Genomic DNA, 26,695 nt, shown 5'->3' on the forward strand with positions numbered 1-26,695 from the left:
CGATCGCGCGGTCTCCCCATCTCGATGTCGTAGGAGGGAGCTGCCATGATCCTGAGCGCCGCGTTCCGCGCCTTGTCCGACGTCCTCTCGCCGCCGTTCCGCGCGGTCCTGTGGAAGACGCTCGGACTGACGGTGCTGGTGCTGATCGGCGGCTGGTTCGCCGTCCAAGCGCTGTTTGAACACGTCGCGATCCCCTTCTTCGCGCAGTTCTCGCCGGACATGCCGGCGTGGCTCGACGAGGCCGGCCTCTTCGCGGGCTGGGCGGCCGGTCTGCTGCTGGCGCTGCTGCTTACCTTCCTGATCGCGCCGATCAGCGCGGTGATCGCCGGCCTCTTCCTCGACGACGTCGCAGAGGTGGTCGAGCGCGGGACCTATCCGGCGCAGCCGCCGGGGCGTCCGCTGCCGTTCTTCGTCGGCGTCTGGAGCTCGATCAAGTTCTTCGGCATCGTCATCCTCGGCAATCTCCTCGCCTTCGCGCTGCTGCTCGTCCCCGGGGTCAACCTCGTCGCCTTCTTTCTCGTCAACGGCTACCTGCTGGGACGGGAGTATTTCGAGTTTGCGGCGATGCGCTATCGACCGGAGGCGGACGCCAGGGCGATGCGCCGGCGCCATGCCGCAACCGTGTTCGGCGGTGGGCTCGCCATCGGCGCCGTGCTCGCCGTGCCGGTGTTGAACCTTCTGACGCCGCTGTTCGCTGCCGCCATGATGGTCCACCTGCATCAGCGACTGTCGCTGCGGGAGGGCTCGCTGGGCGTTGCGGGCGTCAGCCCGGCGACAGATGTGCCGCCGACCCCTCGCCCTGTCCGCCGTCCGGCGGAGCCAGCGGAACGAGAGGCGCCGGCAGGGCGGTCGTCTTGACCGGCGCCTTGCAGAGATCGGCGATGATGCAGATGTCGCATTCCGGCCGCCGGGCCTTGCAGACGTAGCGCCCGTGCAGGATGAGCCAGTGATGGGCATGCCGCAGATAGGGCTTGGGGATGATCCGCATCAGCCCCGCTTCCACGGCCTCGGGCGTCTTGCCCGGTGCGAGCCTGAGGCGATTGCCGAGGCGGAAGATATGGGTGTCGACGGCGAGCGTGGGTTCGCCGAAGGCGGTGTTGAGCACGACGTTCGCGGTCTTGCGGCCGACGCCCGGAAGCGCCTCCAGCGCCGCCCGGTCGGGCGGCACGGCACCGCCATGATGCTCGACGAGGGCGCGCGAGAGCGCGATGACGTTCCTGGCCTTGTTGCGGAAGAGGCCGATGGTCTTGATGAAGTCGCGCACCCGCTCCTCGCCGAGCGCGAGCATGGCTTCAGGCGTGGCAGCGGCAGTGAACAGCGCCTTCGTCGCCTTGTTGACCCCGGCGTCGGTCGCCTGGGCCGACAGCGCGACCGCGACGAGCAGCGTGAACGGGTTGGTGTAGGCGAGTTCGGTCTGCGGCTCGGGTCGCTGCACGGCGAAGCGCCTGAAGATCTCCTCGATCTCGGCGCGGCTGTACGGGATGCGCGGCCGACGCATCGGCGCCTTCGCGGCCGAGGTCGCCGCGCCGGCACGGCCTCGCATCGACGTGACGGGACGGGGTTTGGCGGTCGGATCGTTTTCTGCCATCCTCGTCCTATAGCGACAGGCCGCCATGAGTGACAACGCGCCCTTGCGGGACGAACCCTCCGCAGTCAACGCCTCCGACGAGCCGCTCTTCCGGGCGCTGCTCGTGCCCTATCGCTCGCTCGGCCGGCGCGGCTTCTCGATCCTGATGCTCGGGTTTGGCGCCGTCAGCCTGATCAGCGGCATCGCCTTCCTGATGCGAGGCGCCTGGCCGGTGTTCGGCTTCTTCGGGCTCGACGTCCTCTTGGTCTGGCTCGCCTTTCGGGCCAGCTACCGCTCGGCACGGGCGCGCGAGGAGGTGGCGGTGTCGCGCACCGATCTCTCGATTCGCAAGATCTCGGCCAAAGGCGTCGTGCGGGAGGCCCATTACAATCCCTTCTGGACCCGGTTCCTCGTGCGGCGTCACGACGAATACGGCATCACCCACATGGCCGTCCGTGGCGAGGGCCGGTCGACCGAGATCGGCGCCTTCCTCAATCCGGAGGACCGGGAAAGCTTCGCCGGCGAGTTCAACCGCGCGCTGCATACGGCCAAGCGTGGCTGAAGCAGACGTCCGGCCGCAGCGGCGGCTGGACTGCGCGGGTGCGGATGCAGGAAATCGGGTGGTCTACGGCCAGCCGGCCTGATTGGGTGCATCCGTCATCGAAAGGATCGGGTCATGTTGCAGAGAGCGGCAGATGTGTTTGAGAGCGGGCCGATGGTTCGCGCCGCCGTCCCGCATGCCGAGGGCGAGGATGCGTCCGACTACGCCATCGTGCGCCGGGCCATCGAGTTCATCTCGACCGAGTATCGGGGCCAGCCCTCGCTTGCGGCCGTCGCTGCGGCGGTCGGCTTTTCGCCGGAGGAGCTGCAGACGGCGTTCAAGCGCTGGTCGGGCCTCACGCCGAAGGCCTTCCTGCAGGCGGTGACGATCGACAGGGCGCGCGGCCTCCTCGGCGAGGGCGCTTCGCTCCTCGATGCCGCGCTCGAGGTCGGCTTGTCCGGCCCTTCGCGCCTTCACGATCTCTTCGTCAAGCACGAGGCGATGTCGCCGGGCAGCTACAAGGACAAGGGCCGCGGCTTGGCGCTGTCCTACGGCTATCATTCCTCGCCCTTCGGGCGTGCCCTGGTGGTCGCCTCGGAGCGGGGCTTGGCGGGCGTCGCCTTCGCGGACGCGTCCGATGGCGGTGATGCGGCGGCGCTCGAAGACATGGTGCGGCGCTGGCCGCAGGCCGGGTTTCAGCGCGACGACGCCTTCACCCGTGCCTACGCCGACCGCGCATTCCGTCCGTCGGAGTGGCAGTGCGAGCGCCCGCTGCGCGTCGTGATGATCGGCACCGACTTCGAGATCCGTGTCTGGCAGGCGCTGCTCGAGATCCCGGTCGGGGAGACGACGACTTATTCGACGATCGCCGAGCGTGTGGGCGCACCCAAGGCCGCCCGCGCGGTCGGTGCGGCCGTCGGGCGAAACCCGATCTCCTTCGTCGTCCCCTGCCATCGCGTCGTCGGCAAGTCCGGGGCCCTCACCGGCTATCACTGGGGCTTGTCGCGCAAGCGCGCGATGCTCGGCTGGGAGGCCTGCCTGCTGGCGCGCCGATAGCCGCACCGGCGCGGGCCCGAGAAGCCCGCTGCCGCGCCCTGTGCCGGGCGTCAGCCCTCCAGCACGGTCTTCTCGGCGACCGAGGTGTCGGCGTTCAGCCGGTAGACGATCGGCACGCCGGTCGCGATCTCGCGGCTGACGATCTCCTCGCCGCTGAGGCCGTCGAGCGCCATCACCATGGCGCGCAGCGAGTTGCCGTGCGCCGCGACGACCACGCCGCCGCCCTGCATCACCCGCGGCAGGACGCGGTGGATGTAGTAGGGCCAGACGCGCGCGCCGGTGTCCTTGAGGCTTTCGCCGCCCGGCGGCGGCACGTCGTAGGAGCGGCGCCAGACATGCACCTGCTCCTCGCCCCACTTGGCGCGGGCGTCGTCCTTGTTGAGGCCGGAGAGATCGCCGTAGTCGCGCTCGTTCAGCGCCGCGTCGCGGATCGTCTCCAGCCCGGTCTGGCCCTGCTCCTCCAGGAGCAGCGAGAGCGTGCGCTGGGCACGCGAGAGGGCGCTGGTGAAGGCGATATCGAAGGCGAGGCCCGCAGCCTTCAGCCGCCGGCCGGCATCGCGCGCCTCCTCCACGCCCTTCTCGGTCAGGTCCGGGTCGCGCCAGCCGGTGAAGAGGTTCTTCAGGTTCCACTCGCTCTGGCCGTGCCGCACGAGGACGAGAACGCGTTCCATGGTGTTCCTCCGTGGTGATGCCTGCGGGCGCCGGGCCGATCAGAGGCCGAGGACGTCGCGCATGGAATAGAGACCGGGCGGCCGACCTTTCGCCCAGGCGACGGCTCGAATTGCGCCGCGCGCGAACAGCGACCGGTCTTCAGCCCGGTGCGTCAGCTCGATCCGCTCGCCGTCGCCGGCAAGGATGACGTGATGCTCACCGACCACCGAGCCGCCGCGCAGCGTCGCAAAGCCGATCGACCCCTCCGGCCGCGGCCCGGTGTGGCCGTCGCGCACCCGCACGCTCGCCTCGTCGAGCGCCACACGGCGCCCGCGGGCTGCGGCTTCGCCGAGCAGCAGCGCGGTGCCCGACGGCGCATCCACCTTGTGGCGGTGGTGCATCTCGAGCACCTCGATGTCGAAAAGGTCCGGACCGAGGGACGCGGCCGCGCGCTCCACGAGCACCGCGAGAAGATTCACGCCGAGGCTCATGTTGCCGGACTTGACGATCGCCGTTTGGCCGGCGGACCTGACGATCGACGCCTCGTCCTCGGCCGAGAAGCCGGTCGTGCCGATCACGTGCGCGACCCCATGATCTGCGGCCGTCGCCGCAAGAGCGACACTCGCGGCGGGCGCGGTGAAGTCGACGACGACGTCCGCCCCCGCGAGCGCTGCGCCGATGTCGGCGACGAGCGTCACGCCGAGCGGCCCGAGCCCGGCGAGCTCGCCCGCGTCCGCGCCGAGCGTCGCGGCGCCCTCGCGTTCCGTCGCGCCGACGAGGTCGATGCCCTCCGTCGCGTGCGCCGCGCGCACGAGCGCTCGGCCCATGCGGCCGGAAGCACCCGCAACGACCAGCCTTGTCGTGTTCATCGCCTTATCCTTGTTCGGGTGTGCTCATCGCCGCACCGTTTCGGCGATCAGTTCGGAACGCGAGCGCCCGTCCTGCCCCTGCAGCGCGTAGAAGCGGGCGTAAAGCCCCTGCGGGCGTTCCAGCAGCTCGCCGTGGGTGCCCGTCTCGGCGATCGTGCCGCGGTCGACGACGAGGATCCGGTCGGCGTTGACGATGGTCGACAGCCGATGGGCGACGACGATCACGGTGCGATCCTTCATCGCCTGATCGAGCGCGGCCTGAACGAGCGTCTCGGAGCGGGTGTCGAGCGCCGAGGTCGCCTCGTCCAGGAGCAGGATGGGCGCATCGCGCACGAGCGCGCGGGCGATCGACAGACGCTGGCGCTGGCCGCCGGACAAGGTCACGCCGTTCTCGCCGAGCGGCGTGTCGTAGCCCTGCGGCTGCGTGACGATGAACTCTTCGGCCTGTGCGAGCCGCGCCGCCTCCTCCACCTCGGCATCGGTGGCGTCCGGGCGGCCGAAGCGGATGTTGTCGCGGATCGTGCCTTCGAACAGGTACGGATGCTGCGGCACATAGGCGATCTGCGAGCGCAGCGAGCGCTTGGTCACGCCGGCGATGTCGTGTCCATCGACCGTGATGCGCCCGGTCTCCAGGTCGTAGAAGCGCTGCACGAGCGCGACGACGGTCGACTTGCCGCCGCCCGATGCGCCGATCAGCGCCGTCGTCTTGCCGGCGGGTGCGGTGAAGCTGAGCCCGCGCAGCACCGGTTCGCCTGGATAATAGGAAAAGGTAACGTTCTCGAAGCGGATCTCGCCGCTTTCGACCGTGAGCATGCGCGCACCCGGCGCATCCGGCTGGCGCGGCTTGGTGTCGAGGACCTCGTAGATCATCGTGGCGTTCACCAGCGCGCGCTCGAGCTGCACCTGCAGCTTGGCAAGACGGCGAGCCGGATCGTAGGCGAGCAGGAGCGCCGTGATGAATGCGAACATCGAGCCGGGCGTATAGCCGTACTCGATTGCCCGGTAGCCGGAATAGGCGATGACCGCCGCCACGGCGAGCCCGGCGACCATCTCGGTCACCGGTGCCGACTGCTCGGTGATGCGCGCGATCTTGTTCGAGCGCTCCTCGGCCGCCGCGATCAGCCGCTCGATGCGCTGGCGCAGCGGCTCCTCCAGCGTGAAGGCCTTGACCACCGCAATGCCCTGCGCCGCCTCCTGCATCGAGGCCAGCACACGGGCATTGAGGTCGATCGACTGGCGCGTCGCAACGCGCAGCTTGCGGGCGAGGCGCGAAATCATCAACACGATGAAGGGTCCGGCCAACAGCGCGATGGACGACAGCACGGGGTCCTGCCAGATCATCACGCCGATGAGGAAGATCAGGCTGAGAAGGTCCCTTGCGATCGAGGTGACCGTCAGGTTGAGGGTGTCGCGGATGCCCGAGACGTTCTGGTTGATCCGCGCGGCGAGATGGGCCGAGCGATTCTCCGAGAAGAAGTCGATCGACAGTTCGGTCAGATGGGCGAACAGCCGGCGCTGGTAGCGCGCCACGACGTTGTTGCCGATCCTCGACAGGATGACGCCCTGGCCGTAGCTGGCAAAGCCGCGGATCATGAAGGACACGAACACCGCGAGGGGCAGGGACACGAGCACCGTGCGGTCCTGCTCGACGAAGATGTCGTCGATCACGTCGCGCATGATCCAGGCCATGAAGGCGGTCGTCAGCGAGACGGCGACGAGGCAGCCGATCGCGATCGCATACTGGCCGACATAGTCCCGCCCGTTCTCGGCGATGACCCGCCTCAACAGACGCAGCACGAGGCCACGCTGGTTCGGATCGGTGAGGGAGATCGTCGGCTTCTTCACGCGTCGGACCCGTGATCGCGGTTCTTCACTCGGTCTCCATAGATCATGCGGGACGGCGAACCCATCACGGCGCGGCCGGCGCGGCGGCAGCCGTCCATCGGCGACCGGCGAGCTCGACCCCGAACCGGCCGGGGGTGCGGGCGAAGGCGGCGATGCCGACGAGCGCCGCCAGCGGCTCGGTCACCACGAAAAGCGGCATGTCCTGCAGGAGATGGCGATGCGGCGCCTTGTCCTCGAAGCTCTCGCGCATCGCCTGTGGATCGACAAGGGCGAGCAGGCGCTGGAAGATGCCGCCGCCGATATAGACCCCGCCCCGTGCCATGAAGATCAGCGCGAGATCGCCGGCGAGACGGCCGAGATAGGACGCAAAGAGGTGGACCGCTTCGAGCGCCTGCCGATCGTCGCCTGTAAGCGCGGCTTCGGTGACGGCGGCCGGCGCGAGGGCGTCCGGCTTGCGGCCGTCCGCCTGGCAGATCGCCTGGTAGAGGTTGACGAGGCCGCGCCCGCACAGGATCTGCTCGGCGGAGATGCGGCCCTCGATCGGCTGGAGATACGGCCAGATGGCCTCATCGCGCGGCGTGCGCGGTCCGAAGTCGACATGACCGCCCTCTCCGGCGACCGGGATCCACAGGCCGCGGGCCTGGACGAGGCCGGCGACGCCGAGGCCCGTGCCGGGACCGAGCACGACGCGGCTGGCGGAGGGTTGCACCGCGCCGGGGCCGAGCTGCTGCAAGGACTGCGCCGGCAGGGCGGCCACCGCCAGCGCCTGCGCCTCGAAATCGTTGAGGACCACGATCTCCTCGAGGCCGAGCGCCGTCAGCATCTGGAGTGGGCGGATCACCCATGCGGCATTGGTGAGGTCGATTTCGTCGCCATCCACCGGGCCGGCGACCGCCAGCACGGCGCTCTTCGGCCGCAGGGGGCTTGCGGCATAGACCGCGTCGAGGATCGCAGCGTCGATGCTCGGATGGTCGGCGGTGCGCACCACGGCGTGGAATGCGGCTTCGCTCTCGGTATCGGTCAACAGGGCGAAGCGCGCATTGGTCCCGCCGATGTCCCCGATCAGCACCGGGAAGGTCAGGGTGGCCTGGTCGCCTGGGGTCAATGGCATGCCGCGTCCGCAGTTCCGCTTGTTGCTACAGGCTCTAGTCGATCGACCGGGCGAAAGCAAAGCCGCGCCGCGCCGCGCTGCGCCTGGACCCGAGGCCCGGCAGGCCGCCTATCTCTGTGCTCGACCGCTGTTGGGTCTTGCCTCGGTTTGCGCTAGAGCGGTGATGGGAGGACCCGCGTGCAGAAGCCCTGGATCGCACATTATCCGCCCGGCGTGCCGGCCGAGATCGACATCCGCTATGCCTCCCTCTGCGCGCTGATGGAGGATGCGTTCGCCAAGCACCGGACCGCCACGGCGCTGCGGTTCATGGGCGCACGGCTGTCCTACGGCGAACTCGACGAGGCTTCGCAACGCTTCGCGGCCCACCTGCAGGGTCTCGGCCTGCAGCGCGGCGACCGGGTCGCCCTGATGATGCCGAACGTGCTGCAGTATCCCGTGGCGATCGCGGGCGTGCTGCGCGCCGGGCTCGTCATCGTCAACGTCAACCCGCTCTATACGCCGCACGAACTCCGCCAGCAGCTTGTCGACTGCGGCGCCCGCGCCATCGTCCTCCTGGAGAACATGGCCCACACCTTCGAGGCCGTGCGGGGCGAGGTGCCCGTCGAGCACGTGATCCTCACCGCGGTCGGCGACATGCTGCCGGCGCCCAAGCGCTGGGCGGTCAATGCCGTGGTGCGCCATGTCCGCAAGCTGGTGCCGGCCTATTCTCTGCCGGGTGCGAAGCGCTGGCGCACAGCGCTCGCCGAAGCCGGGGCGTACGCTCCGGTTACGCTGGGACCGGATGACGTCGCCTCGCTTCAGTACACCGGCGGCACCACGGGAACGCCGAAGGGCGCGACGCTCACCCACGCCAATCTCGTCGCCAACGTCCTCCAGTCGGTCACCTGGTTCGGTCCGGCGCTCGACTCGATCCCGAAGGACGAGGAGCCGCTTCTCGTCTGCGCGCTGCCGCTCTACCACATCTTCGGCTTCACGGTGAACCTGATGCTCGGCCTCACCGCCGGGGCCACCAACCTCCTGATCCTCAACCCGCGCGACATCCCGGCGCTCCTGAAGGAGCTGAAGCGGCACCGCTTCCACTTCCTGCCGGCGGTCAACACCCTGTTTGGGGCGATCGCCCGCCATCCCGCGGCGAAGGAGGTCGACTGGTCGTCGCTGAAGCTCTCGGTCGGCGGCGGCATGGCCGTTCAGCCGGCGACGGCCAAGCTCTGGCGGGACGTCACCGGCTGCGGCATCTGCGAGGGCTACGGCCTGTCGGAAAGCGCGCCGGTCGCGGCCTGCAACCCGACCGACCGCAGCGACTATACCGGCACCATCGGCCTGCCCCTGCCCTCGACCACGATCGCCATTCTCGACGACGCCGGCGCACCGGTTCCGCCCGGCACGCCCGGCGAGCTCGCCATCCTCGGTCCGCAGGTGATGGCCGGCTACTGGAAGCGGCCGGACGAGACGTCTGCGGTGATGACACAGGACGGTTTCCTGCGCACCGGCGACATCGCCGTCATGGACGAGGCCGGCTGGTTCCGCATCGTCGACCGCAAGAAGGACATGATCAACGTCTCCGGCTTCAACGTCTATCCCGGCGAGATCGAGGATGCGGTCACGCGCATGCCGGGCGTCGTCGAGGCGGCGGCGATCGCCGTGCCCGACGACACCTCCGGCGAGGCCGTCAAGCTCTTCGTGGTGCGCAGCGATCCGTCGCTGACGGCCGAGAGTGTCAAGGCGTTCTGCCGGCAGACGCTGACCGGCTACAAGCGGCCGCGTCATGTCGAGTTCCGCGACGACCTGCCGAAGAGCGGCGTCGGCAAGATCCTGCGACGGGCCCTGCGCGAGGGCTGACTTGCGCTTGGCGGTGGGGCATCGGGACCGCCACGCCCGGTGCGGCGCCGCTCCGCCGGCCCTCGCTCAAGCGTCGGCGAGAAGGCCGGACGATTTGCGTCACACCCCCTTCACATTGCGAACCGGCTCGATTATATCACGCCCATCGGACGCGACGGTCCGTTTGGCGCGGGGTGGAGCAGCCCGGTAGCTCGTCAGGCTCATAACCTGAAGGTCGCAAGTTCAAATCTTGCCCCCGCAACCAAATCTACAGGCGTTTCCAAACGCTTACGCGCCGACCTCCGGGGCGGCGTTTGCGTTTGGGCGGCACGTGGAAGCACTGTGGAAGCAAGAGGGGCCGAAGTCCTTCATATCGCTTCGTAAATCAGCACGGGCCGAAATGAGTGCAGTATGAGCGGCGCCCCTCAAGGGAAGATCCTCTCGCAGGCTGACCGATGTGCCCGCGACAGCGCCTCTGCATCGATGCCAAGCCGATCAGCGTACTGGATGCTCATTCCGTCCATCACATCGGTGATCGACGCCGCAAGCAGTTCGTCCTTCAAGAGGTGCGTCCTGCGATAGACCTGCTCCATCAAGGGAAGGATGTGGCGCTGTATCTTGGTGCGTTCGCCTGGTGAGAGCCGTGCGCACAGGCAAGCATGCATGCACCAGAAGCAGGTGGCCCAGCATTCGAGCAAGTCGGCAGGAAGTTGGTCGTGGACGCTGTCGAGCTTCAAGCATCGTATCGCGGGCTTTGACCCGCCGAAGACTTTGAAGATCAGCCGTCCGAGGACGTAGGGCCAACTGTTGGGATCGCCCTCCACGGGAAGAACCTGCAAGCTTGTCCGATCTTTCGGCTTTTCGCCTGCCTTGTCCGTGCCTCTCCACGAGGCGGCACAGATGATCATCAGTAGAGCGCGAAGCCGCAGAAAATCGCGGGACGAAAGGCTGCCACTCTCCTGCTTGAGCTCGATGCGCTTGGCGAAGTCCGCGGCCGCCTTCACAAGCTGATCCTTCGTCGCCTTCGCCCGACGAGCGTTGCGACGCTGCTCTTCCTCGCCTTCGTCCTGAACTGGCCGCGAAGTCGGTTTGGCCGCGAACTCCTCCCCTGCCGCCATCGCGGCTTCGGCATTCTGGGTCTCGTCCCCGAGATCGAAGGCAGCCTTCAGAGCGTCCTCGTCGTTCTCATCGACCGGCGTTACGAGCGAGTTCAACCCGACGATCCGGTTCAGAAAGCCGCGGACGATTGAGACGTCGCTGCCGCCGAGGCTGTTGTGCTGAACATGCCCCGATTGGTGTGGCCGACGACCAGCGATGAAGTCGTCGTAGCTCAGTTGGCGATGCTTCTGGCCGCCTTCATCCGTTTCCTTTCGAGCCTTCGGGATGGAGACGCCTTCGCCATGCCCGTCGGCATCGCGATGTTCGATCTTCTCGAGCAAGTCCTGCACTTCGAGCAAAGCGAGGGTGGCTTCTGTTTCGCCGTCCAGCTGAGCGAGCGCATTCTCCGTTTGTCGTGAGTGTGTTTCGCGAATTGCGATCTGCAGCGCATCGACGTGCGTGATGATCCCTAGCGTGAACTCCTGCGGCCCGATCAGTCGTGCGAAGGCCGGAAGGTCATCGGTTGCCTCAACCTGGAAGCGGATTCTCCGATGATCAGTACCTTCGAGTCGTGTCGGGTTGCTGACCAGCGGCGCGCCGGAAGCAGCCAGCAATTCGACTTCATATGCCTCGGGTGCGCCGACATGCGCAGCTGGTCGCCAGCTGAGTGTGTCGCCGTGAACCGCGAAAATGCCCGGGTGACTCTGCGAGAGGGCGTCGAACGGGATGTCGTCTTCGACGTGCAGCGGCGGCAGTTCCTCAACCTCAATTCGCCTCTCGGGCGTGAGCACCTTTTCCAGCCCCAATTCCGAAACAGCCCGACCGGGCGGCAGCTGCCGATATAGGCTTGCCTCGCTGTTGGAGCCTGATGTGTTCCCGGTGCCAAGAGCTGCAACCGTGCAGTTCGCGCTGCCGATCAAGAGGTGGTCCGCCGTATCGGTTTGCGCGATCAGAGCTTTGGCATGGATGAAGCGACTGCCTCCAAATCCGTCCCGGCGATAGAGCGTGATGCCGGAGATGCTCCCTGTCGCATCCCGCGGGAACAACCCGGTGTCTGTATCGATGAGCGCAGCGATTACCCGTGGGCGAAGCCGCTCAGCAAGAGCCGACAAGGCTGCGAGCCGCTCATCCCAATAGGGGCTGATCACGATCAAGCGTTTCACTTCGCCGTCGATCTCGCGGGCGAAGCGGGCGCCTATGCCCTCGGCTGAGTTTGACAGTAGGAGCGCTGCCCGTGTTCCATCGCCAAGCTCGACAGGTCCCTCGGCAGGTGCTGCAGAACGCAACCAAGCAGCGCGGGCGAGCATCCACTCGAACTGCGTCGGAAGCATCGGGTCAGCCGGATCGATAAGGCTGGAGAGGTAGCGATAGGCTTGGGCGATCAGACGCTGCGCGCCGTTATCTTCAACTCCAGAGGTGAGAAGCGTGACGAGTTCCAGATTTCCAGCGAGGCCTGCTGCCGTCAGGTTGGCAGACCCGATAATCAGGCGACCACCCTGACGTCCGATCTGCAAGAACAGCTTTGGGTGAAACAGGCCCGCAACTTGCGCTCCAGAGGCGGTGTAGAGTCTTCCCGCTTGCCTTGGCAGCGGCGAGGCTCCGCCAAGTGCGTGAGTCAGCATGCGTGCGTCAGCGAGGACCATGTTGTTGCGGCAACCGGCCCCCCGGATGCGTGGCAGTACGATGTTCTCGTAGGCATCGAAATCGATATCGAAGGTCGTGGCGATGCTGCTGTGATAGCCCTTGTCGGCGAAGCGTTCGTACAGCCTCATGAATAGATGGCCTCTCGCCCCGCCTCGGTAAGGCCGCCGTTGCACAGCAGCCCAATATCTTTGAGGAAGGTAATGGCGGGGCCAAGCCGCGGATTGGTGAAAACCGGACCGTCCTTCTCGCGGAGCCGCAGCTTGCCGTCATCGGACTCGATCAGGAACGTATAGTCTCCTTGGTGGCGCAGCTTTCGCAAGGCAACCCATAGATGCCGACGGATCACCCGTTCTTCGAGGACACGCTCTATCGTCTGCCCGAATGGGGCATCGCGATGCCGATCGAGGACTCGCGTTTCAGTTAGCAGCGACCGGAAAGCGTCTGGATTGAAGCCGCCGAATGGCTCCTTCAGGTCCGTCCCCGCCAGGTCAATCCGTCGATGCAGTATGGCAAGCAGGCGAATGGCCTTTGCTGCCGTGTCAGGCGTGCATATCCGCGCGTCGTCACGGCCGGCCCGAATGATCTCGTTGGTCAGCGAAACCTCGGAGTCGGGATCGCTTTCATTGAAGGCGTTCGAAGCAGGCTCCAACCCCTCAAGCAGGGCCGACCAAGTTTCCGGCACAGGTGAAAGTTCTGATAGAATGTGTTGCGCACAGCGCCCGATCAGTCGCTCCATTCCCAGACCAGAGGGATAATCACCCAACGTATCGAGCGTGAACTTTAGCAGCACCTCATGAGCGATGTGGCACAGATCATTTGCGTGATAGACCCACCATCGCGACCGCTGCACTTCGAGCGATGGATCGTCGAGGCTCAGGATGTTTCCTTGCTGATCGTGACCCGCGTAGAGCACCCATCGAACTTCATCGGCTCGGGGCTCCCGCTCCAGGAAGTCCGCCACCTTGAGGATCAGCAGGATGCTCAGCTTGCGCGCCAGCGCCCCGCTCGACGGAGCGCTGGCGCGTGAGAGGAGAATTGCTTCGTAGAATTTCTGCTCCGAGCTCTCTCTAGCAATCCCTGAAGGCAGCAAGGGAGCGAGTTCATCGAGCTCGTCGTGAGTGACCGATCCAAGCTTGATCAGCCTGAAATAGAGCTCAGCCCGTGAACCGAGCGAGTGCTCGAAGGCCTGAGCAAGTCCCTCACCAAGGTCCTTGCTGGGCAGCGGAATCTCATGGTCGTCGGAGCGGTCGAAGATGCCGATGTCAAAGAGCTGACTGCGATAGGCTGCGCCGAAAGCGCCCCAGGCCTGTTTCAGGTAGTAGGCCTCGCTGCCAGGCTCGGCAGCCTCCTTGAAATCGATGGTGTCGTTTGGCGCCTCTTCGAGCGCTCTCGTGGCCCAGTCCGTTCCGGCGACGCCGGGCTCACCTCCATGGTGCGTTGCGACGAGCGCATAAAGCGCTTCAGCACGCCTTACGTGCCGCTTCCAGTTGTTCGGGTCGGTATCGCCGATCTCCTTGGCATAACGCTGCGCCAGCCAAGCATAGAGCCCGTAGTAGCGCATCCGCAGCGTCACGTTCGATATGCCGGGCAGAAGCGACTGGTAGAGATTTACGCTGCTATTTTGCATCCCGAGCGGGTCGAGACCGTTCTTCTTGCGGTACTCGGTCCACTCGGGAAAGGCGATGAGATCCTGGTTTTCGGCCGGCTCGTTCAACGTTCTCAGTTCCTGTTCCGAAATTCGCTCGTTCCCGATGCCTTTCCCCGTCTGCCTTCTCCGCAGGACCGGTTTCGGCAGATCTCTGAATCACAGGGGCTCTGTTCCCCGGCTGAGTATGCTCAAGTAGTCGCTGTAGACATACATCCGGCCACGCTGCTTGCCCGTCACCTCCCGCACGATGCCGAGATCCTCCAGATGCTGGATCGACTTCGCAATTGTCGGGGGCGAGATGCTCAGCCGCTGCGCCGCCGCGGGAATGCCGATGATCGGCTTCTGCTGAAGCAGCTGGTGGACCCGGAGAGCGGATGCGGCCGGGCGCCCGAGATCCTCAATCCTGTGACGATCGGCTTCGAAAAGCGCGAGGATCTCGCGCGCTGCCTCTGATGCCTGCAGAGAGGTCTCGGCGATGCCGTCGAGGAAGAACTCCAGCCATGTCTCCCAGTCGCCGTTCTCCCGGACCTGCTGCAGCAAGTCGTAGTACTGGCGGCGATGCGTCTTGAAGTAGAGGCTGAGATAGAGGATCGGCTCCTTAAGGATGCCCTGCGTGCAGAGCAGGAAGGTGATCAGCAGACGGCCGAGACGGCCGTTCCCATCGAGAAACGGATGAATGGTCTCGAACTGCACATGGACCAGCCCGGCCTTGATGAGGGTCGGCATCTCCGGAGCGTCGGTATGGATGAACGCTTCCAGGTCCGACATCAGGTCGAGAACGTGCTCGGGCGGTGGCGGGACAAAGAGCGCATTGCCCGGTCGCGTTCCGCCGATCCAGTTCTGGGAACGCCGGAATTCCCCCGGCTGCTTCGTGCTCCCGCGTCCTTTTTCAAGAAGGATGGCGTGGATCTCCCGGATCAGGCGCAGGGAAAGGGGAAAGCCTTCGCGGATCCTGTCGAGGCCATGGTTCATGGCGGCGACGTAGTTGGAGACCTCCTGCACGTCGTCGAGCGGGACGCCCGGCGCTTCCTCGCTCTCGAACAGCAGCAGGTCGGAGAGCGACGACTGCGTGCCCTCGATCTGCGACGACGACAGCGCCTCCTTGCGAACGTACATATAGAGGAAGAGCGGGGTGTCGAGCAGGATGAAGGTCACGCCATCGAGCCGGCCGATCGCGCGGTTCGCGCGCTCGAGCTGACGGTAGAGCCGATCCATCCTCACCGGCGGGGCCGGCGGCAAGGGTGGCGGCACGTACGCCTCTGCGCGTTCGCCTGCGGTCGAGATGGCCACGCGCTGACCCAACCGTGATGGCTCCGGTGATAACGCCATGGTTGAAAAAGGATCCTTTCCTTGGCGGGCTACCTGAGAAAGGATATCGCATATTACTTTCTTTGTCGTGGTTCTAACGGAAGGTTCCTTTTCTTGTCGAGTGCTCATTCCCTCTGTCCGCGCCAGATCCGGTCCGGGCCGTACCCTCTGAACCGGTGGCGCGATGGGACATCAGCGCCTCGGAAAACTCCCCACCCACCGATACCTGCCGGACATCGTCAGGTATCTGGTGACCGGTGGCACGCCCACCGCGCACTTGGTGGAACAGATCACCGAAGTGGGGCGGAATGCACTGAAGCGTGCCCTTAAGGATCCTGTCTTCGTGGAAGCGTTGTGGCTGCTCATCAGGTTGGCGCAGGCGGCCGCGTCGAGGGACTTCGGGGCGGCTCTCGCCGAGATCGGCATGGGCGCACAGCGGCCGACGTCAGTCGCGGAACTGATGGTTGCCTTCGACAATGCGCTGGAGCGCGTGCAGCGGCGCGAACATCGGGATGCCACGGACCTTGGCGAGATCGCCCGTCAGGCAGCACTCACCGCGCTCGGCGATGCTGTGCGAGCCGGGATGCCAATGTGGTCCCCCACGGCGGACGATGTGCAGGCTTCGGTGGCTGCACTGAGGTCACCCGAGAAGTTCGGTGCTCTGGCCCACCACTTCCACGCAAATACCGTGGAGCGCGTCATCCACTACTATGTCGATCGAAACCTGCATGAACTCGTCGGCGCCGATCGCGTTGTGTCCTCAGTCCATGATCTCGCCACATACGATTCAGCGATACGCCGCCATTGCATGGAAGCGGCGCTGATCATGCGCGCCTTCGCCAGGGACTGGCTCGGCAAGAACCAGTATCGGGACGGCAAGGACATATCGAAGAACGACGCTCGAAAATTCTCGGCCTATGCCGTCGAAAAGATCAGTATCGAGCTCAAGAACAGGAAGGGGCCAAAGTGAAACGGTGCCTGATTGAATGCGGCGTGCGGCAGGCATCCGAAGATGGCGCTCTCGCGATGAACGTGAGCGACCCCGGCAAGAACGTCAATCTGAGGATCGACTCCATCAGCCGCTCGATGGTCGGGAACATCCCGACCTTCTGATCGATCTTCTGGAGATCGCGGCATACGTCTACTGCGTCGATCAGCGCATCAAGCGCGGGACCGAGATGCTCATGGATTACGGGAAGGATTCGCGCCGCAGTCTGACCTTCTCGATTCCTGTGCGCCATCCCGAGATCTGGAATGGGGAAGAGGTGCAGGAACTGCTGGTCGAAACCCTCGGCTTCCTCTCCGACGACAGCTATGCATTCCGGTTCCGCAAGGCCGAAGCGCCGGTTCAGCCGCGCGATCCCTACTTCCACGAACTCCTTGATGCTTTCCAGGAGAACGACGAGGTGGCGCTGTTCTCGGGCGGCGTCGATTCCTTCGCCGGCGCGGTCAACGACATCGTCACGCTGGGCAAGTCTGTCACCTTGGTTGGCCACTGGTCGGTGCCGAAAGTCCAGAATGTCCAGGCGACCCTGGTCGACGCGTTGAAGCAGCGCGGCTACGGGCGGCGGCTGTCTTACGTCCCGGTGTGGGTTTCGAACACGGACATCAAGCCGGCCGAGTACACCCAGAGAACCCGATCATTTCTCTTCGCGTGCATCGGGCTGGTCGTGGCGCGGATGTCCGGGAAGGATGGTTTCAGTTTCTACGAGAACGGGGTTGTCAGCATCAACCCGCCGCTGGCGGGGGACATGGTCGGCGGCCGAGCCACGCGCACCACGCACCCCAAGGTACTCCGTGGTCTCGAGGACTTGTTCTCGACCCTCCTCGACCGCCAGATCGAGATCCGGACCCCGCTCCAGTGGCTCACCAAGAAGGAGGTCACCGAGACGATAGCAGCCGCGGGCATGGCTGACATGATCGGGTCCACGGTGAGTTGTACCCGCACGCACAGTCGGACGAGAAGGCACACGCACTGCGGAGTATGTTCGTAATGCATCGATCGAAGGTTCGCTGTCTTGGCTGCGGGAATGGCTGATCATGATCCCGCCGACCAATACAAGAAGGATTTACTCCTGAGCGATCGAAGCGTTGATGACAGCCTTCGAATGGCGATGCACTATGTGTCCTTCTTCAGGAAGATCGGCTCGATGACAAAGGACCGGTTCCTTGTCGACCTTCCGGAGATTGTTTCGGCCCTTGACCACTTCCCGGATCTGACAGCCGATGAGGCCAGCGCACATCTGTTCGATCTGTTCCAGCGGCACGCGCGATCCGTGGAAGACGTCATCGCTCGGGGCGCGAGCGAACATGCTGGCCCGCTTTTCAGGGGCGAGGTTCCGGCTGGTTCGCTCCTGGCGACCTGTTTCGCGCGTGGCGACCGTGTCGAGATCGCCCCAAGCTCAAACTATGATCAGCATGTAACGGCTTTCGTCGACCGGCTCAGTGCTCCCATTCTTGAGTTCGCGATGGATCATGGCGCTGGGCAGGTGCTTTTTCATGGCGGGTATTGTCTTGAAGGTGCGAACTACCGCTTCGTGAACGCGCTGATCGAGAGTTTCCGCAGCGCCAAACGCACACGCTCGGAAATCCCGTTCATGACGCCTCACAATGTGGCGGCGACAATGGAAGTGTCTGAGCAGTCGATGCGCCAACAACTTCGCAGGTTGCGCGACGCGCTCGACCCGCTGGCGGTGATGCTCGGGATCCCGCTCGATCAAGACAGTTTCATCGAGACCAAGGAACGCGCCGGATACCGCCTCAACCCGGCGTGGCATGAGATCGCCCTCGGCGACATTCAGCCCCCGAATCCGGCTGCGTCACAGGAATAAGCCGCCGAAGTCACAGGCCACCGCGCACAACGTCACAATCTGCCCAGCAGAGCCCCGTTTTTCGGGGCTTTTTTCTTGTCCAGACGTCACAAGAAAATCCGGGCGTGATCATATACGCAAGGCCGCAAAGCATTGAAATTGTTCGTGTATCCGGGCGCACCAACGTGCCGGGGTGAACAACGGACAACTCAATGAGGTTTCGGATGTCTGTCACGCATCTCAACCAAGCCGAGCTGGCAGCTCGATGGAAGATCAGCCCGCGCACGCTGGAGCGCTGGCGTTGGACCGGTGAGGGCCCCGCCTTCATCAAGATCGGCGGCCGGGTCGTGTACCGGCTCGAGGATGTCGAGGCCTAGCGAGGCCAACCGGCACTGCTCGAGCACGGCCGACAAGCCCGCCGTGAAGCTGGTGTGAGGGGGCGGCCATGACGATCCCCAACCGCATCTCCCTCGACGACATTCCCACCATGCCGGTCGGCGAGATCGCCGCTCTGCCGGGCGACCAGCTGGCCCTCCTGAAGCAGGACGCAGACGAGCGGCTGCGCGCTGCCAAGAGCCTCAGCGACTGGCTCGATGGCGCCATCGCGCAGAAGTACGGCGATCAGGCGCAGGACGCCCGCCGCGCGGAGGGCAAGGACACCGGCACCGTCCGGCTGCAGGACGGCCCGGTCACCGTGGTCGCGGAGCTCGCCAAGCGGGTCGATTGGGACCAGGCGACCCTCGCCAACCTAGTCGAGCGCATCCGGGCCGACGGCGCCGATCCCGCAGAGTACGTCGACATCGCGTTCAGCGTGCCCGAGCGCAAGTACACGGCCTGGCCCAAGGACATCCGCCGGGAGTTCGAGCCCGCGCGCACGGTCCGGACGGCCAAGCCGAAGTTCCGGTTGCTGTTCGACGAGGAGGCGCGCTGATGGCCATCTCGCTCGCATCCCTGGAAACCTCGACAGCTCTGCGCCCGCCGCGCGTGCTGATCCACGGCGTCGCCGGCATCGGCAAGTCCACCTTCGCCGCGTCCGCCGACGCGCCGGTGTTCGTCCTCACCGAGGACGGTCTCGGCAAGCTGCAGGTGCCGCATTTCCCGCTGGCGACGAGCTACGCGGAGGTCGCGGAGGCGCTCGACGCCCTGCTCGAAGAGAACCACGCCTATTCCACGGTCGTCGTGGACAGCGTGGACTGGCTGGAGCCGCTGATCTGGGCCGAGGCCTGCCGGCGCAACGGCTGGCAGTCGATCGAAAGCCCCGGCTTCGGCAAGGGCTACGCCGAGGCGCTGACCATCTGGCGCGAATACATCGACAAGCTGAACGGGCTCCGCGACCGGAAGGGCATGGCGGTCATCCAGATCGCCCACACCGACATCAAGCGCTTCGACAGCCCCGAGCACGACCCTACGACCGGTACGTGATCAAGCTGCAGGCTCGCGCCTCCGCGCTGCTGCAGGAGCACTCGGACGTCGTGCTCTTCGCCAACTACCGGATCTCGGTCAGCAAGTCCGACGTCGGCTTCAACAAGAAGGTGACCCGGGCGCTCGGGTCGGGTGCGCGTGTGATGCATACCGAAGAGCGCCCCGCCTTCCTCGCCAAGAACCGCTACGGCCTGCCGGAAACTCTCCCGCTCGAGTGGTCCGAGTTCCTGGCCGCCATGCCCCAATCTGCCTGATTACGACTGAAAGGACAACACGATGGCACGTTTCGACACCGCCTTTGACGCCGCTGGCATCGAGCCCACCACCGCCTACGAGATCCTGCCCACGGGCAAGTATCGCGCCTGGATCGTCGAGAGCGAGATGCGCGTCACGAAGAACGGGATGGGGAAGTATCTCTGGCTGATGCTGGACATCCTCGAGGGGCCGCAGCAGGGGCGCAAGGTCTTCGACCAGCTGAACCTGGTGAACGCCAACCCGACCACGGTCGAGATCGCGCAGCGCACGCTGTCGGCGATCTGCCACGCCACGGGCAAGCTGCAGGTGAACGACAGCGAGGAACTGCACCTGATCCCGATGACGATCCAGGTCGGCGTGAAGCCCCCGAAGGACGGCTACGGCGAGCGCAACACGATCCGCTACCTGGTGCCGGAGGCCCCGGCGCAGGCGACCTCGCCCAAGCCCGCCGCCACGCAGCCGGCCAGCGCGCCCGCGCAGTCGGCGCCCGCCCGCCCGGCCACCGCGCCCTGGAACCGAAAGAGCTGACGCCCTCGGCCGTCGCGGGCTGAGACTCGGCTCGCGGCCCGAACATCGCCAGACCCGAGAGACCGACCATGACCAACACCACCGACGCGGCCTGCGCGGCCGCGAACGCCCCCGGCTTGCCTGACGACACCCGGCGCCTGATCGAGATCGAGGACGCCATCGCGAAGATCCGCACGCAGATCGCGACCGCCGATCTGGCGCGGCAGCGGACGGCGAAGCCGATCGACCCCGACTGGTTTCACCGCGCGCGCACGGCGCTGCGCCACCTGAACCGCGAGCGCGCGGAGCTTATCGCCCGTCAGGGTGGCCGCCGCCGGCGCGAACGGCTGAAGGACATGATCATCGCCGTCCTGCGCGAGCGCCATGACAGCACCGCCTGGACCGCGGTGCTGGCGGAGGCGCGGGCGCGGCTCGAGCGGAAGGAGGCGTGCTGATGGCCGAGCTTCCCGAACCCCCGACGCCGACCCTCTCCGCGATCTACGCCTCCTACGAGGCCCGGCAGGGCGACGGCTTCCGCGACCATCTTGGTGCCTCGCTCATCGGCAAGTCCTGCGCCCGGGCGCTCTGGTACGACTTCCGCTGGGCGCCCGCGCGGCATACCGGCCGCATCCTGCGGCTGTTCGAGACCGGGCAGCTGGAGGAGGCCCGGCTCGTCCGCGACCTGCGCGCCACCGGCGCGACGGTGCTGGAGGTCGATCCCGAGACCGGGCGGCAGTTCCGCGTCGAGGCCCATGGCGGGCAATTCGGCGGCTCGCTCGACGCCGTCGCCCTCGGCCTGCTCGAAGCGCCGAAGACCTGGCACGTCGTCGAGTTCAAGACGCATTCCGCGAAGAGCTTTGCCGAGCTGATCGCCAAGGGTGTCGCGCTCGCCAAGCCCCAGCACGCCGCGCAGATGCAGGTCTACATGCACCTGACCGGCGTCACGCGGGCGCTCTACGTCGCGGTCTGCAAGGACACGGACGCCCTGCACATCGAGCGCGTCCCGGCCGATCCCGAGATGGGCGAACGCCTGCTGGAAAAGGCGCGGCGGATCATCTTCGCCCAGCACCCTCCCGAGCAGATCAGCGCGGATCCCGCCTGGTTCGAGTGCCGGTTCTGCGACCACCACGGGCTCTGCCACGGTGAGGACGCCGCGGCGGTTACCTGCCGGTCCTGCCTGCATTCGACGCCTGTCGAAGGTGGCTGGCACTGTGCGCGCCACGACCGGCTGCTCGACCCGGCCGACCAGCGCCGCGCCTGCCCTCGGCACCTGTTCATCCCCGATCTCGTGCCCGGCGAGGTGACCGACGCAGGCGAGGACTTCGTCTCCTACCGCATGCGCGGCGGCTCGGTCTGGACCAACGATGCCCGCGAAGAGGAGGCCGCCGCATGCTGACCTTGCGCCCCTACCAGCAGGCCGCGATCGCCTCGATCTACGGCTATTTCGAGAAGGAGAGCGGCAACCCGCTCGTCGTGATCCCCACGGCCGGCGGCAAGAGCCTCGTCATGGCCGCCTTCATCGACGGCGTGCTCAAGGCCTGGCCCGAACAGCGTGCGCTCGTCGTCACCCATGTCCGCGAGCTGATCTCGCAGAACCATGCCGAGATGCTGGGACTCTGGCCAGAGGCGCCGGCGGGCATCTACTCGGCCGGTCTCGGCCGCCGCGACGCGCGGGCCCGGATCCTCTTCGCCGGCATCCAGTCGATCCACGACAAGACGACGCGCATCGGCCATGCCGATCTGGTGCTGATCGACGAGGCCCATCTGATCCCCGGCCGGTCGAACACCATGTATCGCCGCTTCCTCAATGACCTGCAGGCGATCAACCCGGTGCTGAAGGTGATCGGGCTGACGGCGACGCCCTTCCGGCTCGACAGCGGCATGCTGCACGAGGGCGAGAACGCGCTCTTCACCGACATCGCCTACGAGGTGTCGGTCCGCGACCTGATCGATCAGGGCTATCTCTCCCCGCTCATCTCCAAGCAGACGAAGACCCGCCTCGACGTGACCGGTGTGGGATCGCGCGGCGGCGAGTTCATCGCGCGCGACCTCGAGGACGCGGTCGACCAGGACGCCATCACACGCGCGGCCGTGGCCGAGGTGATCGCCCATGGCGAGACGCGCCGGTCCTGGCTCGCCTTCTGCTCGGGCGTGCGCCACGCCACCCATGTCGCCGAGGAGTTCCGCTGCCGCGGGGTCAGCTGCGCCACCATCTTCGGCAAGACGCCGAAGGACGAGCGTGACGCAATCATCGCCGCCTTCAAGCGCGGCGAGATCAAGGCTCTGGCCTCAATGGGCGTACTGACGACGGGCTTCAACGCGCCGGCCGTGGACCTGATCGCCATGCGGCGGCCCACCAAGTCGGCCGGTCTCTATGTCCAGATGGCCGGTCGCGGCACGCGGCTCGCCGAGGGCAAGGAGAACTGCCTCGTTCTCAGTTTCGCAGGGAATGTCCGCCGGCATGGCCCCATAGATCTGGTGCGGCCGAAGCGGCCGGGCGGTCCGGGCGACGGGCCGCCGCCCACGAAGATCTGCCCCGAATGCGGGACCATCGTTGCCATCGCGGCGCTGGAATGTCCCGGCTGCGGCTTCGAGTTCCCCGGCCGCGAGGTGAAGCTCGAGCCGACCGCCTCGACGTTGGAGGTGCTGTCGACCGGCGAGCCGCATGGGTCGGCGTCACCGACGTCACCTACAGCCGCCACTAGAAGCGCGGCGGGCGGGTCTCGCTGAAGGTCACCTACCGCTGCGGGTTCGCCTTCCACACGGAATGGGTCTGCTTCGAGCACGAGGGCTATCCGCGCCGGAAGGCCGCGAGCTGGTGGCGCGAGCGGGCGCCCTATCTGGATGTGCCCGAGTCCGTCGACGAAGCGCTCATCCTGGCGGACGAGCTGCGTCGCCCCACCGAGATCGCCGTCCGCCCCGCGGGCCGCTTTACCGAAATCACGCCTACAGGTTCGCCCCATGCCTTATCGCCGTGCCAGGCTCTGCGCCGTCTGCCATCGAGAATCCCGCTGCTGGGGCTGGTTCGACGCGCGCTTCCGCGTCTCCGACCCGCGGCGCGACACGAGCCGCCGAGACCTCTGCAGCCGGGCTTGCCAGGACATCTGCCACCGGAGGTCGGGCATGATCGATCCGACCCCCAATGAGACGGCGGCCATGGTCGAGGGCGGCAAGGCCGGCGGCGCCTATCTCGACAGCCTCGGCCGGACCGATCTTGCCCAACTCACCGAGGAGGAGTGGGACACCTTCGTCGAGGTGATCGTCACCGGCTACTGCGACCACCTGCGCGACCTGGCAGCCAAGGATCGCGCGCGGCTCGACGGCATGATCCCGGAGGTGCCCTTCTGATGGCGGACACCTCATGGATGGCGCGCGTCGGCGCGCGCCTCGTGACCAACGGCTACGCGATCCTGCCGATCGCGCCTGGCACCAAGAAGCCGGGCCAGTTCGCCCGCGCGGCCTGGCACGACTACCCGCAGTGGAACCGGCATGCGAGCCGCGCCACGACCGAGATTGAGGTCGCGACCTGGTCGACCTAGCCCGACTGCGGCGTGGGTATCGTGGGCGGTGCGGTCGCCGCGCTCGACATCGACATCGCCGAGGATGGCAAGCTGGCGCTGCACATCGAACGCTTGGCCCGCGAACGGCTGGGCGACACGCCGGCGCTCAGGATCGGCAAGCCGCCAAAGCGGCTCCTGGTCTATCGCGCGACCGAGCCCTTCGCCGGGATCCGGCGCGCGCCCCTGGAAATGCTCTGCCTCGGACAGCAGTTCGTGGCCTCTGCCGAGCATCCCGACACCGGCCAGCCCTATGCGTGGCCGGACGCAGCTGCGCGAAGCCATCGCGCCGGCCGGCAGCCGCGAGGGCGGCAACATCCGACCTCGTGCACCGCCAAGCGTTGCCCAAAGCCCTCCGGACGCACTGCGCCGCAGCGCCGCCAGGACGAGCACGGTGTGAGCAGCAGGCACCCGACCGCGGTGGGCCGCGTCTCCCGCACGCCACGCCTCGGTCCCCGCCGCGCAAGCAGCTCCCGCTTCAGCCGATGACGCGCTCGATCAGGCCGAGCCAGTTCTCGTGGGCGACGCGCCGCAGCATCGCCTCGTCCCAGCCGTGCTGCCGCAGGGCGTCGAACAGGGCGGGCAGCCCAGCCGCATCACCGATCGCATCGGGAATGTGCGCGCCGTCGAAGTCGGAGCCGAGCCCCACGCCGGCTTCGCCGAGACGCGCCACCAGGTGATCGAGATGGCGCACCATGACCTCGAGCTCGGTGTCGCCGCGCGTGCGCCCGTCCGGCCGCAGGAACGCAGTGGCAAAGTTCAGGCCGACCATGCCGCCGCTGTCGCGGATCGCGTCGAGCTGGCGATCGGTCAGGTTGCGGGCCGAGGGCGAGAGGGCGTGGACGTTGGAATGGGTTGCAACCAGCGGGGCGTGGCTGATCCGGGCGACATCCCAGAAGCCGGCTTCGTTGAGATGGGAGAGATCGATGAGGATGTGCAGCGCGTTGCACGCCCTCACCAGGCGCTCGCCGGCCTCCGTCAGCCCGGGGCCGGTGTCCGGCGACCCCGGAAAGCGGAACGGCACGCCATGACCGAAGATCGTCGGGCGGCTCCACACCGGGCCGAGCGAGCGCAGCCCCGCGGCATGCAGCACGTGCAGCATGTCGAGATCCGCATCGATCGCCTCCGCGCCCTCCATGTGCAGGATCGCCGCGATCTGCCCCTCCCCCATCGCCCCCCTGATCGCGGCGGCGCTCCGGCAGACGGCAAGGGCGCGCGTCTCGCGCTCCAGCTGCAGCAGGAGTGCGATCATCCGCAGGGCGGTGGTCCGAGCCGTGTCGAGCGCCAGCGGCGCCGGCAGGGGCGGATCGTAGGGTGGCTCGCCGCGCTCGTCCGGCAGGACCGCGTCGGGCGACGGCACGTAGACGGCGAAGAAGCCACCCGCCAATCCGCCCGCACGAGCCCGAGGCATGTCGATGTGACCGTCGGGACGGCCTTGGAGGAAGGATGTCACCGGGTCGTCGCTGTCCAGTAGCCGGAGCAGGAGGTCGTTGTGACCGTCAAAGACGGGAAGAGTCGGTTTCATCGGCGAAGCTTAGCAGTCCGCAGGCAGGATGCCATCCTCGACAGCGCCGTCCGCGCGCGGTGACACCTCGTCCCGAACATCACCGGCCGAGCGCGGTCTGGATAGTGCATCGGAGGCCTCGCGGTCACGACCGGCGGGCCAACCGGGTTCAGCGCCGAGCCCCGCGGCCATTCAGGACACCCGCAGCGCACCCTCCAGAGGATCCGCAAGCAGCGACCGACCGCCATTCCCGCTCCAACCTCCTCCTCCGCCCCATCTGCGGCCCCGTCGGCGACGAGTGCCGCGCGGTGCGGCGGGATCCGCCGACCCTTCTTCAACCTCTCCCCCATCGGTGCGATGAGGCTCCAGTCGGCGTATGCCGCCTGCAGTTTTCGCACGCGGGCGCAACACCATCGAGGAGGGATGACGATGTCGACATCGCCTCGTGGGGACGGCGCCGTCACCGGCGACGAGCGCGGCGACGCGCCGATATTCGAGCGCTTCGAGCAGCTGCGTCGTCTCGTTGCGATCGCTCATGCCATCCCCTTATGGCCTGCAGCCGGTCCGTCCTGTGGCACGCATGGGATGACGCGCAGGAAGGCGGGAGGATAGAAGGCTGCCGCGCATGTCTGGCATGTGCCCTTCGGCAACCGTGTCGGAGCTTTGCAACGCGACGCCGCTTGCAGTCGGTTCGGAGCCACGCTCGGCGTCGCCGCCTTGTCGAACGGACGGGGCGCCTTCACGCAAGCCTGCGGCCCGCGGTCCGGCGCAGTCCTGGGGACCCGGCGCCGAACCCGGCGGGTTCAACATGCGCCGATCGACAGGCGGCCATTGCGCCTCGGCCGAGCGCCCGTCCTCCCGCTGCGGGACCGGGCGCGACGCACGCCTTTGCGTGGAGCGCGGCGCTGCAAGCGGCGTGCTGCGCGGCGCGGGGAGGCCCGCATCTGGGCGCGCGGCGTGGGCGCACGTCCGCGGAGATGGCTGGCCTGCCCTTGCGGCCTGCAGCCGGTCCGTCCTGTGGCACGCATGGGATGACGCGCAGGAAGGCGGGAGGATAGAGGCTGCCGTGCATGTCTGGCATGTGCCCTTCGGCAACCGTGTCGGGGCTATGCGACGCGACGCGGGGGACGCCCGCCCATGGCCGCGCGGCGTCAGGGCGCTCGCGTTGGGGTGTCTGCCTGCCATTGCGGCGGGCGGGCCTGTCATTGCGGCGGGCTGGCCCGCTGCGGCAGTCGGGCACGCGTGCGGCATGCATCGGCGCGGCCGGCGTGCGTGCGGATGGGCGCGTTGACGCTGCCTCGTGCGCTCTGCTGCGTGAAGACAACACGGCATCGCGCGGTGTTCTGTGTTGGGTGTTTGGGGTGTTGGTTTGGAGAGAAGCGGGCTTGCGATTGGCAGACCTGGCAGCGACCGACTTTCCCGCGTCTTGAGACGAAGTATCATGGGCGCTGGGGCGTTTCACGGCCGAGTTCGGAATGGGATCG

The 26,695-nt window shown here is 66.8% G+C and carries 25 protein-coding genes, 1 tRNA gene, 1 rRNA gene and 1 pseudogene; 18 read left to right on the forward strand and 10 right to left on the reverse strand.

What is annotated here, in order from left to right; translation table 11 throughout:
- Positions 1-45 precede the first annotated feature (45 nt).
- The gene (locus NPA30_RS19165) at positions 46-858 is read left to right on the forward strand and encodes a sulfate transporter family protein (RefSeq protein WP_256804394.1); all 813 of its coding nucleotides are present in this window, start codon (positions 46-48) and stop codon (positions 856-858) included.
- Here the strand turns inward: NPA30_RS19165 and nth are convergent.
- On the reverse strand, positions 764-1,543 hold the full coding sequence (gene nth / locus NPA30_RS19170) for an endonuclease III (protein ID WP_372338865.1): 780 nt from the start codon (positions 1,541-1,543) through the stop codon (positions 764-766). The two genes, NPA30_RS19165 and nth, sit on opposite strands and share 95 nt — an antisense overlap.
- Positions 1,544-1,613: 70 nt before the next feature.
- Here nth and NPA30_RS19175 point away from each other — a divergent pair, with 70 nt between their 5' ends.
- Together NPA30_RS19175 and NPA30_RS19180 are read left to right on the forward strand one after the other, a co-directional pair.
- Positions 1,614-2,129, forward strand: coding sequence for a DUF2244 domain-containing protein (locus tag NPA30_RS19175; RefSeq protein ID WP_256804396.1), 516 nt, complete (start codon positions 1,614-1,616; stop codon positions 2,127-2,129).
- Between the two features lie 153 nt (positions 2,130-2,282).
- Positions 2,283-3,164, forward strand: coding sequence for a bifunctional helix-turn-helix domain-containing protein/methylated-DNA--[protein]-cysteine S-methyltransferase (locus tag NPA30_RS19180; RefSeq protein ID WP_256804397.1), 882 nt, complete (start codon positions 2,283-2,285; stop codon positions 3,162-3,164).
- A gap of 50 nt (positions 3,165-3,214) precedes the next feature.
- Here the strand turns inward: NPA30_RS19180 and NPA30_RS19185 are convergent, their stop codons facing one another.
- From NPA30_RS19185 to NPA30_RS19200, 4 genes are all read right to left on the reverse strand, one after another.
- A complete protein-coding gene (locus NPA30_RS19185; RefSeq protein ID WP_256804398.1) occupies positions 3,215-3,835 on the reverse strand; it encodes a 2,3-bisphosphoglycerate-dependent phosphoglycerate mutase in 621 nt (206 codons plus the stop codon).
- Between the two features lie 39 nt (positions 3,836-3,874).
- On the reverse strand, positions 3,875-4,684 hold the full coding sequence (dapB, locus tag NPA30_RS19190; protein WP_256804399.1) for a 4-hydroxy-tetrahydrodipicolinate reductase: 810 nt from the start codon (positions 4,682-4,684) through the stop codon (positions 3,875-3,877).
- A gap of 24 nt (positions 4,685-4,708) precedes the next feature.
- On the reverse strand, positions 4,709-6,529 hold the full coding sequence (locus tag NPA30_RS19195; RefSeq protein ID WP_256804400.1) for an ABC transporter ATP-binding protein: 1,821 nt from the start codon (positions 6,527-6,529) through the stop codon (positions 4,709-4,711).
- A 64-nt stretch (positions 6,530-6,593) separates the two neighbouring features.
- Positions 6,594-7,634: a glucokinase gene (locus tag NPA30_RS19200; protein ID WP_372338866.1), complete on the reverse strand. Its 1,041-nt coding sequence runs from the start codon at positions 7,632-7,634 to the stop codon at positions 6,594-6,596.
- A 183-nt stretch (positions 7,635-7,817) separates the two neighbouring features.
- Between NPA30_RS19200 and NPA30_RS19205 the strand changes: the two genes are divergently transcribed.
- Together NPA30_RS19205 and NPA30_RS19210 are read left to right on the forward strand one after the other, a co-directional pair.
- Entirely contained in the window at positions 7,818-9,479 is a 1,662-nt protein-coding gene (locus NPA30_RS19205) for an AMP-binding protein (RefSeq protein ID WP_256804402.1), read from the forward strand.
- Positions 9,480-9,646: 167 nt separating this feature from the next.
- A tRNA-Met gene (locus NPA30_RS19210) sits at positions 9,647-9,723 on the forward strand.
- A gap of 160 nt (positions 9,724-9,883) precedes the next feature.
- Here NPA30_RS19210 and NPA30_RS19215 read toward each other — a convergent pair.
- The 3 genes from NPA30_RS19215 to NPA30_RS19225 all read right to left on the reverse strand — a co-directional run bounded on the left by NPA30_RS19215 (position 9,884) and on the right by NPA30_RS19225 (position 15,177).
- On the reverse strand, positions 9,884-12,328 hold the full coding sequence (locus tag NPA30_RS19215; protein WP_256804403.1) for a phospholipase D-like domain-containing protein: 2,445 nt from the start codon (positions 12,326-12,328) through the stop codon (positions 9,884-9,886).
- Complete coding sequence (locus NPA30_RS19220; RefSeq protein ID WP_256804404.1) at positions 12,325-13,914, reverse strand: hypothetical protein; 1,590 nt, start codon at positions 13,912-13,914, stop codon at positions 12,325-12,327. The genes NPA30_RS19215 and NPA30_RS19220 overlap by 4 nt, the downstream gene beginning before the upstream one ends.
- Positions 13,915-14,004: 90 nt before the next feature.
- The gene (locus tag NPA30_RS19225; RefSeq protein WP_256804405.1) at positions 14,005-15,177 is read right to left on the reverse strand and encodes a Fic family protein; all 1,173 of its coding nucleotides are present in this window, start codon (positions 15,175-15,177) and stop codon (positions 14,005-14,007) included.
- Between the two features lie 163 nt (positions 15,178-15,340).
- Here NPA30_RS19225 and NPA30_RS19230 point away from each other — a divergent pair, with 163 nt between their 5' ends.
- The 13 genes and pseudogenes from NPA30_RS19230 to NPA30_RS19290 all read left to right on the forward strand — a co-directional run bounded on the left by NPA30_RS19230 (position 15,341) and on the right by NPA30_RS19290 (position 24,196).
- The gene (locus NPA30_RS19230; protein WP_256804406.1) at positions 15,341-16,126 is read left to right on the forward strand and encodes a hypothetical protein; all 786 of its coding nucleotides are present in this window, start codon (positions 15,341-15,343) and stop codon (positions 16,124-16,126) included.
- 16 nt (positions 16,127-16,142) lie between these two features.
- A complete protein-coding gene (locus NPA30_RS19235; protein ID WP_256804407.1) occupies positions 16,143-17,150 on the forward strand; it encodes a 7-cyano-7-deazaguanine synthase in 1,008 nt (335 codons plus the stop codon).
- Between the two features lie 36 nt (positions 17,151-17,186).
- Positions 17,187-17,987: a hypothetical protein gene (locus NPA30_RS19240; RefSeq protein ID WP_256804408.1), complete on the forward strand. Its 801-nt coding sequence runs from the start codon at positions 17,187-17,189 to the stop codon at positions 17,985-17,987.
- 203 nt (positions 17,988-18,190) lie between these two features.
- Complete coding sequence (locus NPA30_RS19245; RefSeq protein ID WP_256804409.1) at positions 18,191-18,343, forward strand: helix-turn-helix transcriptional regulator; 153 nt, start codon at positions 18,191-18,193, stop codon at positions 18,341-18,343.
- Positions 18,344-18,411: 68 nt separating this feature from the next.
- Positions 18,412-18,897 (forward strand): hypothetical protein, encoded by a 486-nt coding sequence (locus NPA30_RS19250; protein WP_256804410.1) that lies wholly within the window; start codon positions 18,412-18,414, stop codon positions 18,895-18,897.
- A pseudogene (locus NPA30_RS19255) lies at positions 18,897-19,642 on the forward strand (ATP-binding protein). The gene NPA30_RS19250 and the pseudogene NPA30_RS19255 overlap by 1 nt, the downstream one beginning before the upstream one ends.
- A 22-nt stretch (positions 19,643-19,664) precedes the next feature.
- Complete coding sequence (locus tag NPA30_RS19260; protein ID WP_256804411.1) at positions 19,665-20,171, forward strand: DUF669 domain-containing protein; 507 nt, start codon at positions 19,665-19,667, stop codon at positions 20,169-20,171.
- A 68-nt stretch (positions 20,172-20,239) separates the two neighbouring features.
- Entirely contained in the window at positions 20,240-20,605 is a 366-nt protein-coding gene (locus tag NPA30_RS19265) for a hypothetical protein (protein ID WP_256804413.1), read from the forward strand.
- Positions 20,605-21,546 carry a PD-(D/E)XK nuclease family protein gene (locus NPA30_RS19270; protein ID WP_256804414.1) on the forward strand — a complete coding sequence of 314 codons (942 nt, stop codon included), beginning with the start codon at positions 20,605-20,607 and terminating at the stop codon, positions 21,544-21,546. The genes NPA30_RS19265 and NPA30_RS19270 overlap by 1 nt, the downstream gene beginning before the upstream one ends.
- The gene (locus tag NPA30_RS19275; RefSeq protein ID WP_256804415.1) at positions 21,540-22,880 is read left to right on the forward strand and encodes a DEAD/DEAH box helicase; all 1,341 of its coding nucleotides are present in this window, start codon (positions 21,540-21,542) and stop codon (positions 22,878-22,880) included. Before NPA30_RS19270 ends, NPA30_RS19275 begins: the two co-directional genes overlap by 7 nt.
- A gap of 393 nt (positions 22,881-23,273) precedes the next feature.
- Positions 23,274-23,498, forward strand: coding sequence for a DUF6511 domain-containing protein (locus NPA30_RS19280; RefSeq protein WP_256804416.1), 225 nt, complete (start codon positions 23,274-23,276; stop codon positions 23,496-23,498).
- The gene (locus NPA30_RS19285; RefSeq protein ID WP_256804417.1) at positions 23,498-23,689 is read left to right on the forward strand and encodes a hypothetical protein; all 192 of its coding nucleotides are present in this window, start codon (positions 23,498-23,500) and stop codon (positions 23,687-23,689) included. The genes NPA30_RS19280 and NPA30_RS19285 overlap by 1 nt, the downstream gene beginning before the upstream one ends.
- A 12-nt stretch (positions 23,690-23,701) precedes the next feature.
- Positions 23,702-24,196 (forward strand): bifunctional DNA primase/polymerase, encoded by a 495-nt coding sequence (locus NPA30_RS19290; RefSeq protein ID WP_256804418.1) that lies wholly within the window; start codon positions 23,702-23,704, stop codon positions 24,194-24,196.
- Here NPA30_RS19290 and NPA30_RS19295 read toward each other — a convergent pair.
- Both NPA30_RS19295 and rrf read right to left on the reverse strand, forming a co-directional pair.
- On the reverse strand, positions 24,186-25,232 hold the full coding sequence (locus NPA30_RS19295) for a dipeptidase (RefSeq protein ID WP_256804419.1): 1,047 nt from the start codon (positions 25,230-25,232) through the stop codon (positions 24,186-24,188). The genes NPA30_RS19290 and NPA30_RS19295 overlap by 11 nt on opposite strands.
- Before the next feature lie 1,377 nt (positions 25,233-26,609).
- Positions 26,610-26,695 (reverse strand): 5S ribosomal RNA (rrf, locus tag NPA30_RS19300); the annotation flags it as partial.

Source organism: Mangrovibrevibacter kandeliae (genome assembly GCF_024519155.1).
Lineage (GTDB): Bacteria > Pseudomonadota > Alphaproteobacteria > Rhizobiales > Rhizobiaceae > Mangrovibrevibacter > Mangrovibrevibacter kandeliae.

What these genes read in the sequence shown, in the direction of transcription:
- NPA30_RS19165 (WP_256804394.1), top strand. Translation starts at nt 46, where the DNA reads ATGATCCTGAGCGCCGCGTTCCGCGCCTTGTCCGACGTCCTCTCGCCG.
- nth (WP_372338865.1), bottom strand. Translation starts at nt 1,543, where the DNA reads ATGCGAGGCCGTGCCGGCGCGGCGACCTCGGCCGCGAAGGCGCCGATG.
- NPA30_RS19175 (WP_256804396.1), top strand. Translation starts at nt 1,614, where the DNA reads ATGAGTGACAACGCGCCCTTGCGGGACGAACCCTCCGCAGTCAACGCC.
- NPA30_RS19180 (WP_256804397.1), top strand. Translation starts at nt 2,283, where the DNA reads ATGGTTCGCGCCGCCGTCCCGCATGCCGAGGGCGAGGATGCGTCCGAC.
- NPA30_RS19185 (WP_256804398.1), bottom strand. Translation starts at nt 3,835, where the DNA reads ATGGAACGCGTTCTCGTCCTCGTGCGGCACGGCCAGAGCGAGTGGAAC.
- dapB (WP_256804399.1), bottom strand. Translation starts at nt 4,684, where the DNA reads ATGAACACGACAAGGCTGGTCGTTGCGGGTGCTTCCGGCCGCATGGGC.
- NPA30_RS19215 (WP_256804403.1), bottom strand. Translation starts at nt 12,328, where the DNA reads ATGAGGCTGTACGAACGCTTCGCCGACAAGGGCTATCACAGCAGCATC.
- NPA30_RS19225 (WP_256804405.1), bottom strand. Translation starts at nt 15,177, where the DNA reads ATGGCGTTATCACCGGAGCCATCACGGTTGGGTCAGCGCGTGGCCATC.
- NPA30_RS19230 (WP_256804406.1), top strand. Translation starts at nt 15,341, where the DNA reads ATGGGACATCAGCGCCTCGGAAAACTCCCCACCCACCGATACCTGCCG.
- NPA30_RS19235 (WP_256804407.1), top strand. Translation starts at nt 16,143, where the DNA reads ATGCGGCGTGCGGCAGGCATCCGAAGATGGCGCTCTCGCGATGAACGT.
- NPA30_RS19240 (WP_256804408.1), top strand. Translation starts at nt 17,187, where the DNA reads ATGGCTGATCATGATCCCGCCGACCAATACAAGAAGGATTTACTCCTG.
- NPA30_RS19245 (WP_256804409.1), top strand. Translation starts at nt 18,191, where the DNA reads ATGTCTGTCACGCATCTCAACCAAGCCGAGCTGGCAGCTCGATGGAAG.
- NPA30_RS19250 (WP_256804410.1), top strand. Translation starts at nt 18,412, where the DNA reads ATGACGATCCCCAACCGCATCTCCCTCGACGACATTCCCACCATGCCG.
- NPA30_RS19260 (WP_256804411.1), top strand. Translation starts at nt 19,665, where the DNA reads ATGGCACGTTTCGACACCGCCTTTGACGCCGCTGGCATCGAGCCCACC.
- NPA30_RS19265 (WP_256804413.1), top strand. Translation starts at nt 20,240, where the DNA reads ATGACCAACACCACCGACGCGGCCTGCGCGGCCGCGAACGCCCCCGGC.
- NPA30_RS19270 (WP_256804414.1), top strand. Translation starts at nt 20,605, where the DNA reads ATGGCCGAGCTTCCCGAACCCCCGACGCCGACCCTCTCCGCGATCTAC.
- NPA30_RS19275 (WP_256804415.1), top strand. Translation starts at nt 21,540, where the DNA reads ATGCTGACCTTGCGCCCCTACCAGCAGGCCGCGATCGCCTCGATCTAC.
- NPA30_RS19280 (WP_256804416.1), top strand. Translation starts at nt 23,274, where the DNA reads ATGATCGATCCGACCCCCAATGAGACGGCGGCCATGGTCGAGGGCGGC.
- NPA30_RS19285 (WP_256804417.1), top strand. Translation starts at nt 23,498, where the DNA reads ATGGCGGACACCTCATGGATGGCGCGCGTCGGCGCGCGCCTCGTGACC.
- NPA30_RS19295 (WP_256804419.1), bottom strand. Translation starts at nt 25,232, where the DNA reads ATGAAACCGACTCTTCCCGTCTTTGACGGTCACAACGACCTCCTGCTC.